This is a genomic window from Streptomyces ficellus, assembly GCF_030406405.1.
Classification (GTDB): domain Bacteria; phylum Actinomycetota; class Actinomycetes; order Streptomycetales; family Streptomycetaceae; genus Streptomyces; species Streptomyces ficellus_B.
The window spans coordinates 15223-29038 of record NZ_JAUEPL010000019.1 but is presented as its reverse complement, the minus strand read 5'-3'; the positions used below and the strand labels follow the sequence as shown (position 1 = coordinate 29038).

Here is a 13816-nt window from a genome sequence, read left to right as displayed (position 1 = left end):
CCGACCATGCGTCTCGGTCTCGGTCTCGCCCTCGCGTCCGTACTCCTGCTGCTCACCCCCGTGGAGCGTGACCCGCTGCCCGCGCGGATGGCCGACACGGGCGGCGGTACGCAGCTGATCACGGCCGAGGCGCCGCACGCCCGGTCCACCACCGGCACGGTGACGTGGTGGGACCGGCGCGGCGGGCGGTGGGTGCGGGCGGGGTCGGCGGCGGCGCGGTTCGGCGCGAACGGCCTGGTGGAGGGGGCTGGGCGGCGCCAGGGCACGTCGACCACGCCGACGGGCCTGTACTCCCTGCCGTACGCCTTCGGTATCGAACCGGCCCCGCACGGCACGGCCTACCCCTACCGCCGGGTGACGGGCGAGTCCTGGTGGTGCCAGGACAACCGGTCGCGGTCGTACAACCGCTGGGCGGAGGGCCTGCCGGCGGACTGCCGGGCGGCCGAGGCCGAGCACCTGGTCACCTACGGGGCGCGGTACGCGCACGCCCTGGTGATCGGCTTCAACTACGACCGCCCGGTGCGCGGGCGTGGCGCGGGCATCTTTCTGCACGTCAGGGGGGAGGGTCCGACGGCCGGTTGCGTGGCCGTGCCGGCGGGTGCGATGCGCCGGATCCTGGCGTGGGCGGAGCCGGGGCGCAGGCCGCACATCGCGATCGGGACGCGCGGCGGGCGGACGGCGATCGTCCGCTACTGAGGCCGCGCGCGGCAGGCGGCGTGCGGCGCCGCGTGCCGAGACGGTGACGCGGGTGACCCTTCCCTCTCGCCGTGCGTGCCGGACGGACCCGGAAGCGTCAGCTCTCCTTCTGCGCGAGCCGCAGCAGGTGGTCGGCCAGGGCCTGGCCGCCCGCCGGGTCGCGGGAGATGAGCAGCAGCGTGTCGTCGCCCGCGATGGTGCCCAGGATGGCGTGCAGTTCCGCCTGGTCGATGGCCGAGGCGAGGAACTGGGCCGCTCCCGGTGGCGTACGCAGCACCACCAGGTTGGCGGAGGCCTCGGCGGAGATCAGCAGCTCGCCGGAGAGGCGCCGCATGCGCTCCTCCTTGGCGGATTCGCCGAGCGGGGCCTGCGGGGTGCGGAAGCCGCCCTCGCTGGGCACCGCGTAGATCAGCTCGCCGCCCGTGTTGCGGATCTTCACCGCGCCGAGCTCGTCGAGGTCGCGGGAGAGCGTCGCCTGCGTGACGCTCAGCCCGTCGTCCGCGAGGAGCTTGGCCAGCTGGCTCTGGGAGCGGACCGGCTGCCGGTTGAGGATGTCCACGATCCGGCGGTGGCGTGCGGTGCGGGTCTGCGGAACGGACGGCCCGCCGTGCTCGGTGTCCTGGGCCTCGGTCATCGTCGTCTCATTCTCCGGATCGTCTTTCCCCGTTCACGCTGCTGAGAACGCCGGGCAGGGCCCGGAGGAAGGCGTCCACCTCGTCGTCACCGATGATCAGCGGCGGCATGAGCCGTACGACATCGGGAGCGGGCGCGTTCACCAGGAGACCGGCGTCCTGAGCCGCCTGCTGCACCTGGGGCGCGAGGGGCTCGGTGAGCACGATACCCAGCAGGAGGCCCGCCCCACGGACGTGGGAGACCAGCGGGTGGTTCAGGGCCTCGATCGCGTCGCGCAGCTTCTCGCCGAGCCGCTTGACCCGGTCGCGGGCGGAATCGGCCGCGAGGGTGTCCAGTACGGCGAGTCCGGCGGCGCACGCGACGGGGTTGCCGCCGAAGGTCGTGCCGTGCTGGCCCGGCTTCAGCAGCTCGGCCGCCGCGCCGAAGGCGACGGTCGCGCCGATGGGCAGCCCGCCGCCCAGCCCCTTGGCGAGGGTGACGATGTCGGGCTCGACGCCGTGCGCCTGGTGCTCGAACCAGTGGCCGCACCGACCGACGCCGGTCTGCACCTCGTCGACGACGAGCAGCGTGCCGGTGGCCCGGGTGATCTCGCGGGCGGCCTTCAGGTAGCCGGGGGGCGGGACGACGACGCCGTTCTCGCCCTGGATGGGCTCGATGACGAGGAGCGCCGTCTGCTCGCCGACCGCGGCGCGCAGCGCGTCGGCGTCTCCGTACGGTACGTGCGTGACCTCGCCCGGCAGCGGCAGGAACGGCTGCTGCTTGCCGGGCTGGCCGGTGAGCGCGAGGGAGCCCATGGTCCGGCCGTGGAAGCCGCCCGCCGTGGCGACCATATGGGTCCGGCCGGTGAGTCGGCCGATCTTGAACGCGGCTTCGTTGGCCTCCGCGCCGGAGTTGCAGAAGAAGACCCGGCCGGGCCGCCCGAAGAGCTGGAGCAGCCGTTCGGCGAGCGCGACGGGCGGTTCGGCGACGAAGAGGTTGGAGACGTGGCCGAGGGAGGCGATCTGGGTGGAGACCGCCTCCACCACGGCGGGGTGGGCGTGGCCCAGGGCGTTGACCGCGATCCCGCCGACGAAGTCCAGGTACTCCGTCCCGTCGGCGTCCCAGACCTTGGCGCCCGCGCCGCGTACGAGGGACAGCTTGGGCGTGCCGTAGTTGTCCATCAGCGCGCCCTGCCAGCGCCGGGTCAGTTGCTCATTGCTCACTGCGCTCCCCCTGGTGCGTCGGGCACGACCATCGTGCCGATGCCCTCGTCGGTGAAGATCTCCAGCAGGATCGAGTGCTGCACGCGCCCGTCGATCACGCGGGCGGTGGTGACGCCGTTGCGCACGGCGTGCAGGCAGCCCTCCATCTTGGGGACCATGCCGCTGGACAGCTCGGGCAGCAGCTTCTCCAGCTCGGTGGCGGTGAGCCGGCTGATGACCTCGTCGCTGCGGGGCCAGTCCTCGTACAGGCCCTCGACGTCGGTGAGGACCATCAGGGTTTCGGCACCCAGCGCCGCAGCGAGTGCCGCAGCCGCCGTATCAGCATTGACGTTGTAGACATGTCCGTCGTCCTGGGAACGGGCGATAGAGGAGACGACCGGGATGCGGCCGTCCGAGAGCAGGGCTTCGATGGCGCCGGTGTCGATCTCGGTGATCTCGCCGACCCTGCCGATGTCGACCAGCTCGCCCTCGATGCGGGGCTGGTGGCGGGTGGCGGTGATGGTGTGCGCATCCTCGCCGGTCATGCCGACGGCGAACGGGCCGTGCTGGTTGAGCAGCCCGACGAGCTCGCGCTGCACCTGTCCGGCGAGCACCATCCGTACGACGTCCATCGCCTCGGGCGTGGTGACCCTGAGGCCCGCCTTGAACTCGCTGACCAGGCCGTGCCGGTCGAGCGCGGCGCTGATCTGCGGGCCGCCGCCGTGCACGACGACCGGCTTGAGACCGGCGTGCCGCAGGAAGACGACGTCCTGGGCGAACGCGGCCTTCAGCTCCTCGTCCACCATCGCGTTGCCGCCGAACTTGATGACGACGGTCTTGCCGTGGTGACGGGTGAGCCAGGGCAGCGCCTCGATGAGGATCTGCGCCTTGGGCAGGGCGGTGTGCTTCCTCGTCGTACTCATGAGCTGTAGGCGCTGTTCTCGTGGACGTAGTCGGCGGTGAGGTCGTTGGTCCAGACGGTGGCCGTCTCGCTGCCGGCGGCGAGGTCGGCGGTGATGGTCACCTCGCGGTAGCGCATGTCGACCAGGTCGCGGTCCTCGCCGACGGAGCCGTTCTTGCAGACCCAGACGCCGTTGATGGCGACGTTCAGCCGGTCGGGCTCGAAGGTGGCGCCGGTGGTGCCGATCGCGGACAGGACACGGCCCCAGTTGGGGTCCTCGCCGTGGATGGCGCACTTGAGGAGGTTGTTACGGGCGATGGAGCGGCCCGCCTCGACGGCGTCGTCCTCGGTGGCGGCGTTGATGACGTCGATACGGATGTCCTTGGAGGCGCCCTCGGCGTCGCCGATGAGCTGGCGGCCGAGGTCGTCGCAGACCCGGCGTACGGCTTCGGCGAAGTCCCCGTACTCGGGCGAGACGCCCGACGCCCCGGAGGCGAGGAGCAGGACCGTGTCGTTCGTCGACATGCAGCCGTCCGAGTCGACCCGGTCGAAGGTGACGCGGGTGGCGTCGCGCAGCGCCTTGTCCAGGACGGGGGCGTCCAGGTCGGCGTCGGTGGTGAGGACGACGAGCATCGTGGCCAGGCCCGGGGCGAGCATGCCGGCGCCCTTGGCCATGCCGCCGACCGTCCAGCCGTCCTTACTGGTCACGACGGACGTCTTGTGGACCGTGTCGGTGGTCTTGATGGCGATGGCGGCCTTCTCGCCGCCGTGCTCGGAGAGCTCCTTGGCGGCCTTCTCGACGCCGGGCAGGAGCTTGTCCATGGGCAGGAACACGCCGATGAGACCGGTGGACGCGACGGCGACCTCGCCCGCGCCGATGCTCAGCACCTCGGCGGCCTTCTCGGCGGTGGCGTGCGTGTCCTGGAAGCCCTTGGGCCCGGTGCAGGCGTTGGCACCGCCGGAGTTGAGGACGACGGCACGCAACTCGCCGGTCTTCAGGACCTGCTCGGACCAGAGGACCGGCGCGGCCTTGACGCGGTTGGAGGTGAACACGCCCGCGGCGGCGCGGCGGGGCCCGGTGTTGACCACGAGGGCCAGATCCGGGTTGCCGTTCTCCTTGATCCCGGCGGCGATGCCCGCCGCCGTGAACCCTTTCGCTGCCGTGACGCTCACTGTGCTTCTCCGTTCGCCCCGCCGCGGTAGCGGCTGGTGTCGCTGTCACCCGCGCTGGGGGCCCCACCCGCCGAAGGCAGGGGGAGCAGAGGCGCGGGCATCTTCGTCGTCCGCGGCCCGGCGGCTGCGCGCGCGTCGCTCACTGTGCTTCTCCGTTCGCTTCTCCGCCCGCGCAGCGCAGAGGCGCGGGCATCGTCGTCATCCGCGGCCCGGCGGCTGCGCGCGCGTCGCTCACTGTGCTTCTCCGTTCGCTTCTCCGCCCGCGCAGCGCAGAGGCGCGGGCATCGTCGTCATCCGCGGCCCGGCGGCTGCGCGCGCGTCGCTCACGGTGCCACTCCGATCGTGGAAAGTCCGGTGTCCTCGGGGAGCCCGAGGGCGATGTTCATGCTCTGCACCGCGCCGCCGGCGGTGCCCTTGGTGAGGTTGTCGATGGCGCTGATCGCGATGACGCGGCCCGCGGCCTCGTCGTGGGCGACCTGCACCTGGACGGCGTTGGAGCCGTACACGGAGGCGGTGGCGGGCCACTGCCCCTCGGGGAGGAGGTGTACGAACGGCTCGTCGGCGTACGCCTTGTCGTACGCGGCCCGTACGTCCTCGGCCGTCGTGCCCGGCTTCGCCTTGGCGCTGCACGTGGCGAGGATGCCGCGGGCCATGGGGGCGAGGGTGGGGGTGAAGGAGACGGTCACCTTCTCCCCCGCCACGGTGCCGAGGTTCTGGATCATCTCGGGGGTGTGGCGGTGGCCGCCGCCGACGCCGTACGGGCTCATGGAGCCCATGACCTCCGAGCCCAGCAGGTGCGGCTTGAGCGCCTTGCCCGCCCCGGAGGTGCCGGTGGCGGCGACGATCACCGCTTCCGGCTCGACCAGCCCGCCGCCGTACGCCGGGAAGAGCGCCAGCGACACGGCGGTCGGGTAGCACCCGGGCACCGCGATGCGCTTGGCCCCCTCCAGCGCGGCGCGGGCGCCCGGCAGCTCGGGCAGGCCGTAGGGCCAGGTCCCGGCGTGCGGGGAGCCGTAGAACGCCTCCCAGTCGGCGGCGTCCCTCAGCCGGAAGTCGGCGCCCATGTCCACGACGAGGACGTCCTCCCCGAGCTGCTCGGCAACGGCCGCGGACTGCCCGTGCGGGAGGGCGAGGAAAACGACGTCGTGCCCGGCGAGCACCTCGGCCGTGGTCGGCTCAAGCACCCGGTCGGCGAGCGGCAGCAGGTGCGGCTGAAGTGTGCCGAACCTCTGGCCGGCGTTGGACTGGCCGGTCAGGGCGCCGATCTCGACCTGGGGGTGGCCGAGGAGCAGACGGAGTACCTCTCCGCCCGCGTATCCGCTCGCGCCCGCCACTGCTGCTCGTACTGCCATCGAACCCTCCTCGTCGATGGCATGACTATACGCACCCATGCACTTTTATGCAAAGCGTTTTCTGCCGCTCCACCGACGACTGCCTGTGACTGGGCGCTTCAGTCGGCCCGCTGAGCGTCCTGGTTGGCCCACGCCACGGGGCCTGGGTTCACGCGTGGGCGGTGGACGGCGGGGATCCCGCGCCTGCGGCTTCCACGACGTTTTCTCCCGTCCGGGTACGGGCGTACAGCACCTCTCTGCCCGCACGGTGGGCACTGACCAGACCAGCGGTGCGCAGGGCCGTCAGGTGCTGGGAGACGCCGCCGGGAGTCATCCCGGTGCGGCGGGCGAGGCCGGTGGTCGAGGCGGGAGCTGTCAACTCGGTCAGGAGGGTCGCGCGGGAGCGGCCCAGCACCCCCGCCAAGGCATCGGACACGGTCGCGGACCGCCTGTGCCAGAGCATCGCCACAGCGCGTGGCGGGTAGCGCAGCGAGGGCTGCCACGGCTCGTCCAGCACGGAGAACACGCGTGGCCACACGAACGCGGACGGCACCAGCAGCAGGCCGCGGCCGTCGAGCCGGCGCGCTCCGCGCACGGTGCGGTGCTCCAGGTGCAGGGTGCCCCCGGCCCAGGTGACCTGGGGGTCGAGGTCAGCGAACAGGTGCTGGGCGCCGCCTTCGACCAGGCGGCCGACGCGGTAGCGGATGTCGGCCGGCACCAACATCGCCGGCCGCGGCGCCGGCGGCTTCCTGGTCCAGCTCTTCACGGCTCCGCTCGCGATCCTCGGCGGGGCCGTCGCTTACCTGGCCTCCGCCGCCGGCCTCATGGGCATCGGCCGACCGCGCACTGCTGCCGTGGGCTCGCCCGACCGGCGACGGCTGCGGGCCGAGGTGGCGGAAGGGCTGCGCCACGTCCTCGGCAGCCGCGAGCTGCGCGCGCTGGCGTTCACCGCGACCCTGACCAACCTCGGCGCACAGATGATCAACGCCATGCTGCCGGTGCTGTTCATCCGCGAACTACGCCTGCCCGCCGGGGCGCTCGGGATGTACTGGGCCGCCGGCGGCCTGGGCATCCTGATCGGCGCCGGCCTCGCCCGCCGCCTCGCCGCCCGCCTCGGCCACGGTCGCACTCTGGGGCTGGCCGGGCTCTGGTTCGCACCTGCCGGACTTGCCGTCGCGCTGGTCGGCGACGGGCTGTGGCTGTGGGTGGCCGGTGCCGGGTGGCTCGCGGCCATGACCAAGACAGGCATCGACAACGTCCTCGGCGTCACGCTGCGCCAGCACCTGACTCCGGACCCGCTGCTCGGCCGCATGAATGCCACCTTCCGGTTCCTGCTCACCGGCGCCCTGGCCATCGGCTCCGCCCTCGGTGGCCTCATCGGCCAGGCGGCAGGGGTACGCATGGCGGTCTGGGCGGGCGCGATCTGCCTGGCCGGTGCCTTCCTCCCGGTGTTCTGTTCCCCCGTCCGTACGCTGCGACAGCTTCCCGCAGCCACCACGCCACCCCGCCGGGCATCAGCGGCGTGCGCCGGCCGGGTTCGCCCGGGCGAGGGCTCACTCGACGCATAACGCCGAAGCGGAGTCGCTCACCGAGGCCATCGGCACCCACGCGGCCGTCACCGCGACCAAGTCGATGACTGGTCACCTCTTCGGGGCGGCGATGGCGAATGCCTTCCGGTACGGCGGCCGCAACACCTCCCTGCTGTTCACTCGTTGAGGGGACGAGAGGCGAGACGCCGGGGGCGAGGGGCGGGCCGGCGGTAATATCCGCTGCCTCGTCAGACGGCGCAGCGGGAGGAACGGTGACAGCGGACGCGGTGGCCGATGTGCTCGCCCGCATCCCCGCCCTCATGCGGGACGTGCCCGCCGACCGGACCGGAGCCCTGTGGCGGCTGGCGGCCGAGGGCCGGCAACTGGACGCCAACCTGATCCGGCTGACGTCCGACGCCCGGGTCGCGGCGCATGTCGAGCCCGACGTGGACGTGCTGCTGTACGTCGTGGACGGCACCGGGCGGCTCGACACCTCCGAGGGCGGGCGGCTGCTGGAGGCGGGCTGCGTAGTGTGGCTGCCGCGCGGCGGCCGGCGCGGCGTGCTGGCCGGGCCGGAGGGGCTGGCGTACCTCACGGTCCACCGCCGCCGCCCGGGGCTGTCCATCCGTAACACGGCAGCGGTCGAGGAACGGGAAGGGGACGGGGACGGCGGTGAGTCGGCCTGCCTGCTCGACCGGGTGTGCCCCGCCTGCGGGCGCCTCGCCCCGGACGGGTCCGACGTCTCCTTCTGCGGACGGTGCGGGTCCCGGCTCAGGGCTTCTTGACGGCCCTCAGCACCACGAACTTCGGGCCGCCCGCCACCACCTCGGCGTTGCCGAAGATCCGCCGCAGCGTCACGTGGTAGCCGAGGTGCCGGTTGCCGACGACCCACAGTTCGCCGCCGGGCCGCAGCGCACGGCGCGCCCCGGAGAACATCCGCCGGGCCGTCAGGTCGGTCATCGCCTGGTGGCTGTGGAAGGGCGGATTGTTGAGGACCAGGTCGACCGAGTCCGCGGGTACGTCCGCGAGAGCGTCGCCCACCAGGAACTCCGCCTTGGTGCCGGGCTCGGCACTGGCCCGGAACGTCTCCTCGGCGGACGCCACCGCCTGGTACGACTCGTCGGCGAGGACGAGCTCCGCGCCGGGCTCCGCGACTGCCACGGCGAGGCCCACCACGCCGTTTCCGCAGCCCAGGTCCACGACCCGGGACTGGCCGAGCCCTCGCGGCAGGTGCTGGAGGAAGAACCGCGTACCGATGTCGAGGCGGTCGGCGCAGAAGATGCCCGCGTGGTTGACGACGGTCCGGCCGGCGACGGTGGGGGCGTCGTCGGGCAGGGTGTAGCGGTGCGGCCAGGGGCTGGGCGTACGCGGCAGGGCCGGGTCCGGCGTACAGAAGATGAGCCGGGCCTTCTTCACAGCGAGCGACGTACGCGTCGGGCCGATGATCCGCTCGAAGAGGCTCAGGGTGGAGGTGTGGATCTCCTTCACCATGCCGGTGCCGATGACGACCGTGCCCGCATGTACGGCGGGGGCCAGGCGGTGCAGCTGGTCCTCCAGCAGCGCCAGGCTCTTGGGGACACGGACGAGCAGGACGTCGATCCGCTCGGGCGGGGTGTCGCGGGTGGTCAGGAGCTGTACGGATGCCTCGTCCACGCCGTTGCGGGCGAGGTTGGCGCGGGTCGCCTCGCGGGCGAGGAAGGAGTCGGTGATCTGTACGGGGTGGTGCGCGGCGAGCGAGGTGACCAGGGCGCCCCACCGGTCACCGACCACGGCCACGGTGCCGGACAGACCCGGCGACCCGGGCTCGGCCAGGTGGCGCAGCAGATACTCGTCGGCGGCGTCCCAGGCGCGCAGCCGGTCGCGCGGGTCCTCGGGGAAGCGGGCGAGCTCGTACTCGCCCCATGACGTGGTCAAACGGTTCATTGTGCCCTCAGGCTAGCCGCTCGCCCGTTACCTACTGGAATCCGCGGCCCGTCCGGTGCCCCGGGGAACCGGAACGCCATCCACTGATCCGGTGCCGTCCAAGCCCCCGAAGCCGGTCTTCCCGTACGTCACGACGTCACGACGTCACGACCTGGCGACCTCGCGACCTCGCGGTGTCAGCTCGGCAGTTCGTCGTAGGCGCCGCGCAGCCGGCGCACGCCCTCGGCGATCTCCGCCGGGCCGGCGACGCCCGCGAAGCTCAACCGCACGTGCCCGGCGGGCGGTTCGGCGCAGAAGTACGGGCGGCCGGGGGCGACGGCGACGCCCGCGCGCAGGGCGGCGGCGACGAGGGCGGGCTCGTCGGCCGTGTCGGGGAGGCGGAGCCAGAGGTGGTAGCCGCCGGAGGGGAGGTGGGGCAGGGCGAGTTCGGGGAGGTGCAGTTGGAGCGCGGTGGTCATGGTGTCACGACGGTTCTTCAACTCGGCGGATACGCAGCGGAGGTGACGGCTCCAGGCGGGTGACCCGACGAGCTCCAGCGCGGCCTCCTGAAGGGGCCTCGGTACGAAGAAGTTGTCCACGACCTGGATGGCGCGCAGCCGCTCCAGCACCGGTCCGCGGGCTGCCAGGGCGCCCACCCGCAGGCTCGGCGAGGTCGGCTTGGTGAGCGAGCAGACGTGGACGACGACGCCGTCCGGGTCCTCGGCGGCCAGTGGCGCCGGGAGCGGGCCCGCGTCCTCGTGGACGAGGCGGCGGGCGAAGTCGTCCTCCACGACGAACGCCCCGGCCTCGCGGGCGATCCGGACGACCTCGCGGCGCCGCTCACCGGCGAGGGTCGCGCCCGTCGGGTTCTGGAACAGCGGCTGGGCGACGAGGAGGCGCGCGCCGGTGGCCCGGAAGGCGGCGGCCAGCAGGTCGGGGCGTACGCCGTCGCGGTCGGTCGGCACGGGTACGGGGCGCAGCCCCGCCGCGCGGGCGACCGCGAGCATGCCGGGGTAGGTGGGCGACTCGACCAGGACGGGGGCGCCGGGCGGGGCGAGGGCCCGCAGTGCGGTGGTGATCGCGGACTGGCCGCCCGCGGTGATCAGGATCTCGGCCGCGGTGACCGTGCCGCCGATCTCGCGGGCGAACCATTCGCGCAGTTCGGGCAGGCCGTCGACGGGCGGTCTGCCCCAGGCGCCGGGGCGCCGGCCGGCCCGGGCGAGGGCGGCGGCGAGGGCCCGTTCGGGCTGGAGGGAGGGATGCAGGTAGCCGCCGTTGAACTCGACGACACCGGTCGGCGGGGCGGCGAGGGTGACCAGTACGCCGGAGGCGTCGACGGAGCGCGGTACCAGCTCCGTCGCGGCGTCGGCGCTGAGGGTCACCTCCTGCCAGGAGGTGTCGCCGGGCGGCGGCGTGCCGGTACGGGGCTGGGCCCGGAAGGCGCCCGCGCCGGGGCGGGTGACGACCAGGCCCTCGGCGGCGAGCTGGGCCAGCGCGCGGGAGACCGTCACCGGGGAGACCCGGTAACGCTCCACAAGCGCCCTGCTCGACGGCAGCTTTCCACCTGGTGAGTAGCGGTTGAGTTCTCGCTTCAGAGTGCTCGCCAGTTCCGCCACGCTGCTACGCTCTTGCATGACAGCACACGATAGCGCTACTGGCTCCACGTCGATAGCAGTCCCGCCGCCCGGCCGACGCCGGTCGCCCCGCTCTCCCGGGGCGCTCCGGTCACCGCGGCCGCGTGTGTCACCGAGGCCGCCCCGGCCGGCGGGCGGTACCGGCGGCGGCACCCTGCTCGCCGCGCTGGGCGTCGTCGCCTTCTCGCTCACCTTCCCCTCCACCGCCTGGGGTCTGGAGAGCTTCGGCCCGTGGTCGCTCGTCGCCGTGCGCAGCGCGCTGGCCGCCCTGATCGCCGGCGCCTTCCTGCTGGCGCTGCGCGTCCCCGTCCCCGACCGGCGGCACTGGGCCGGGCTCGCCGTGGTGGGCGGCGGCGTGGTGGTGGGCTTCCCGCTGCTCACCACGCTGGCGCTGCGGACCTCGACCACGTCGCACGCGGCCGTGGTGGTGGGTCTGCTCCCGCTGACGACCGCCGCTTTCGCCGCGCTGCGCACCGGCCGCCGGCCCTCGCGCACCTTCTGGGCGGCCGCGCTGGCAGGGGCGGCGGTGGTGATCGCGTTCACCGTTCAGCAGAGCGGTGGGGCGGTGTCGGCCGGGGATCTGTACCTGTTCGGCGCGCTGCTGGTGTGCGCCGCCGGGTACACCGAGGGCGGACGGCTGGCCCGGGTGATGCCGGGCTGGCAGGTGATCGGCTGGGCGCTGATCCTCTGCCTGCCGCTCGCCGTGGCGGGGTCGGCGGTCGCGCTGGCCTTCGAGCCGGTTCGGCTGACCGCGCATGGCGTCATCGGCCTCGTGTGGGTCGCGGCCGGTTCGACGTTCTTCGGGCTGTACGTCTGGTACCGGGGCATGGCGTCGATCGGCATCGCCAAGGCCAGCCAGCTCCAGCTGGCCCAGCCGCTACTCACCCTCGTCTGGTCGGTGTCGCTGCTCGGTGAGACCCTCTCCGCCGCCGCGCCCCTGGCGGCCGGAGCGGTACTGGTCTGCATCGCGGTCACCCAGCGCGCCAACGCCTGAACGGCCTCCCGGGGTGACGCGGACCACACCGGCCGACGTAGACTCCCCATACGAGCGACAAGTAGGGCAAACCGGCACGAGGAGGTCACTCGATGCACGCGACTGTAGGCGACACATTGCTGGTGCACGGCAGGGTCGTCGGCCAGCACGACCGGACCGCCGAGGTCATCGAAGTGCTCGGGCCGGACGGAAACCCGCCGTACCGCGTCCGCTTCGACGACGATGGGCACGAAGCCGTGATGTCACCGGGCCCCGACAGCGTCGTACGCCACAAGGAACCCAGCTGACGGCCACCGGCCCGCCGCACGGACCAGCCGAATCGGCCGGCCACCCGGCGGACCGGTGGACGGGCGGACCGGCGGCCCGGCGGACCGGTGGACGGACCGGCCCCGACTGCAGCGCCGGACAGCTACAGCGCCGGATAGCGCGGCGGGCGGACCGCCGTCGGGTAGTGATCGGCCACCACCCTGGCCATCGCCCCGATGCGGTCGGTCACCACTTCCTTGGCCGAGAAGAACACATGGCCCCGCACCCTCGGGTGCTCCCCCGCGAGCGCCAGGTGGCGTGACAGCTCGGCCGGGTCCTGCCAGGCCGCGGGCTGAGCGGGGTCACCGGCCTTGTAGAGCGCCTCCCCCACATACAGCTCGACGTCCGTGCCCCGGACGACGTCGTCCCACCAGGGCACCAGCTTGGCGTAGTCCGCCGGGGCGAAGCCGATGTGCCAGTACAGCTGCGGTGTCACATAGTCGATCCAGCGCTCCTTGACCCACTTGCGGGTGTCGGCGTGCAGGTCGTCGTACGTCTGGACACCCGCCCGGGTGTCCGAGCCCAGCGGGTCGGTGCCGGCGTTGCGCCACACCCCGAACGGGCTGATGCCGAAACGTACGCCCCGCCTGGTCTCGGCGATGCGTTCCGACATCTCCCGCACCAGCCGGTCGATGTTGTCGCGCCGCCAGGCGGCCTTGTCGGGGAAGCCCGCACCATGAGCGGCGTACGCGTCGTCGTCGGGGAACGCCTGCCCGGCGACCGGGTACGGGTAGAAGTAGTCGTCGAAGTGCACGGCGTCGATGTCGTAACGGCGTACGGCGTCGAGCATCGCGTCCTGGACGAAGCGCCGGACCTCCGGCAGCCCCGGGTTGTAGTAGAGCTTTCCGCCGTACGCGAGCGCCCAGTCCGGATGCACCCGGACCGGGTGCCCCTCCGCGAGCCTGGTCCGGTCGGTGTGGGTGGCCACCCGGTACGGGTTGAACCACGCGTGCAGCTCAAGACCCCGCGCGTGCGCCTCCGCCACCGCCGTGCCCAGCGGGTCCCAGCCGGGGTCCTTGCCGGGTACGCCGGTGAGGTACTGCGACCACGGCTCGTACGGCGAGGGCCACAGCGCGTCGGCGGTGGGCCGCACCTGGAAGATCACCGCGTTCAGCCGCCGCTCCACCGCTTTGTCGAGGTACGCCAGCAGCTCGGCGCGCTGCTCGGCGGCGGGCAGGCCCGGCTTGGACGGCCAGTCGCGGTTGGCGACGGTCGCCAGCCACATCCCGCGGAACTCCGTGGCGGCCTTCCGGCCCTTGTGGCCCCGGCCCCGGCCGCCGCCGTGCCGGACGCCGGCACTGTCCGCACCCCCGTTCCCGTTCCCGGCCCCGGCCCCGGCCGGGCCAAAACCCTCGCCCGCCGCGCGCGCCCCCGGCGCGACCATCAGCGACGCCACCAGTCCGGCCGCAGCCGCCGCGAGACTTCTTCTCCCGATATGCCGCATTCATCGCCCCTTACCAGGTGAGCTGTCCCACTGTCCCTCTGTCCCCGCAGAGCATGCCCGCCCCGGGCCGCCCTCCATCCGTACGAACGGAG

Annotated in this window: 14 protein-coding genes; 5 read left to right on the top strand and 9 right to left on the bottom strand. The window is 73.1% G+C overall.

What is annotated here, in order from left to right; genetic code table 11:
• The first annotated feature begins 6 nt into the window (after nucleotides 1-6).
• Entirely contained in the window at nucleotides 7-696 is a 690-nt protein-coding gene (locus tag QWM81_RS14695; RefSeq protein ID WP_290112368.1) for a L,D-transpeptidase family protein, read from the top strand.
• A 97-nt stretch (nucleotides 697-793) separates the two neighbouring features.
• On the opposite strand, the gene QWM81_RS14690 is transcribed toward QWM81_RS14695, so the two are convergent.
• The 6 genes from QWM81_RS14690 to QWM81_RS14665 all read right to left on the bottom strand — a co-directional run bounded on the left by QWM81_RS14690 (nucleotide 794) and on the right by QWM81_RS14665 (nucleotide 6633).
• Nucleotides 794-1330: an arginine repressor gene (locus QWM81_RS14690; RefSeq protein ID WP_290112366.1), complete on the bottom strand. Its 537-nt coding sequence runs from the start codon at nucleotides 1328-1330 to the stop codon at nucleotides 794-796.
• Between the two features lie 7 nt (nucleotides 1331-1337).
• Nucleotides 1338-2531, bottom strand: a complete 1194-nt coding sequence (locus QWM81_RS14685; protein ID WP_290112364.1) for an acetylornithine transaminase — start codon at nucleotides 2529-2531, stop codon at nucleotides 1338-1340.
• A complete protein-coding gene (gene argB / locus QWM81_RS14680) occupies nucleotides 2528-3433 on the bottom strand; it encodes an acetylglutamate kinase (RefSeq protein WP_290112363.1) in 906 nt (301 codons plus the stop codon). The genes QWM81_RS14685 and argB overlap by 4 nt, the downstream gene beginning before the upstream one ends.
• Entirely contained in the window at nucleotides 3430-4584 is a 1155-nt protein-coding gene (argJ, locus tag QWM81_RS14675) for a bifunctional glutamate N-acetyltransferase/amino-acid acetyltransferase ArgJ (protein WP_290112362.1), read from the bottom strand. Before argJ ends, argB begins: the two co-directional genes overlap by 4 nt.
• 323 nt (nucleotides 4585-4907) lie before the next feature.
• On the bottom strand, nucleotides 4908-5936 hold the full coding sequence (gene argC, locus QWM81_RS14670) for an N-acetyl-gamma-glutamyl-phosphate reductase (RefSeq protein WP_290112361.1): 1029 nt from the start codon (nucleotides 5934-5936) through the stop codon (nucleotides 4908-4910).
• Nucleotides 5937-6084: 148 nt separating this feature from the next.
• Nucleotides 6085-6633 carry an ArsR/SmtB family transcription factor gene (locus QWM81_RS14665; RefSeq protein WP_435372370.1) on the bottom strand — a complete coding sequence of 183 codons (549 nt, stop codon included), beginning with the start codon at nucleotides 6631-6633 and terminating at the stop codon, nucleotides 6085-6087.
• Between QWM81_RS14665 and QWM81_RS14660 the strand changes: the two genes are divergently transcribed.
• Nucleotides 6620-7483 (top strand): MFS transporter, encoded by an 864-nt coding sequence (locus QWM81_RS14660; RefSeq protein ID WP_353938299.1) that lies wholly within the window; start codon nucleotides 6620-6622, stop codon nucleotides 7481-7483. The genes QWM81_RS14665 and QWM81_RS14660 overlap by 14 nt on opposite strands.
• A gap of 281 nt (nucleotides 7484-7764) precedes the next feature.
• Nucleotides 7765-8229, top strand: a complete 465-nt coding sequence (locus QWM81_RS14655) for a hypothetical protein (RefSeq protein WP_290112462.1) — start codon at nucleotides 7765-7767, stop codon at nucleotides 8227-8229.
• On the opposite strand, the gene QWM81_RS14650 is transcribed toward QWM81_RS14655, so the two are convergent.
• Nucleotides 8216-9367 (bottom strand): methyltransferase, encoded by a 1152-nt coding sequence (locus tag QWM81_RS14650; RefSeq protein WP_290112360.1) that lies wholly within the window; start codon nucleotides 9365-9367, stop codon nucleotides 8216-8218. The two genes, QWM81_RS14655 and QWM81_RS14650, sit on opposite strands and share 14 nt — an antisense overlap.
• Before the next feature lie 176 nt (nucleotides 9368-9543).
• Complete coding sequence (locus QWM81_RS14645; RefSeq protein ID WP_290112359.1) at nucleotides 9544-10980, bottom strand: aminotransferase-like domain-containing protein; 1437 nt, start codon at nucleotides 10978-10980, stop codon at nucleotides 9544-9546.
• On the opposite strand from QWM81_RS14645, the gene QWM81_RS14640 reads away from it, so the two are divergent.
• Both QWM81_RS14640 and QWM81_RS14635 read left to right on the top strand, forming a co-directional pair.
• Entirely contained in the window at nucleotides 10979-11974 is a 996-nt protein-coding gene (locus QWM81_RS14640) for a DMT family transporter (RefSeq protein ID WP_290112358.1), read from the top strand. The two genes, QWM81_RS14645 and QWM81_RS14640, sit on opposite strands and share 2 nt — an antisense overlap.
• A 92-nt stretch (nucleotides 11975-12066) precedes the next feature.
• Complete coding sequence (locus QWM81_RS14635) at nucleotides 12067-12261, top strand: DUF1918 domain-containing protein (RefSeq protein ID WP_290112357.1); 195 nt, start codon at nucleotides 12067-12069, stop codon at nucleotides 12259-12261.
• 122 nt (nucleotides 12262-12383) lie between these two features.
• Here QWM81_RS14635 and QWM81_RS14630 read toward each other — a convergent pair whose 3' ends face one another.
• Nucleotides 12384-13724 carry a glycoside hydrolase family 10-like protein gene (locus QWM81_RS14630; RefSeq protein ID WP_290112356.1) on the bottom strand — a complete coding sequence of 447 codons (1341 nt, stop codon included), beginning with the start codon at nucleotides 13722-13724 and terminating at the stop codon, nucleotides 12384-12386.
• Nucleotides 13725-13816: the final 92 nt, after the last annotated feature.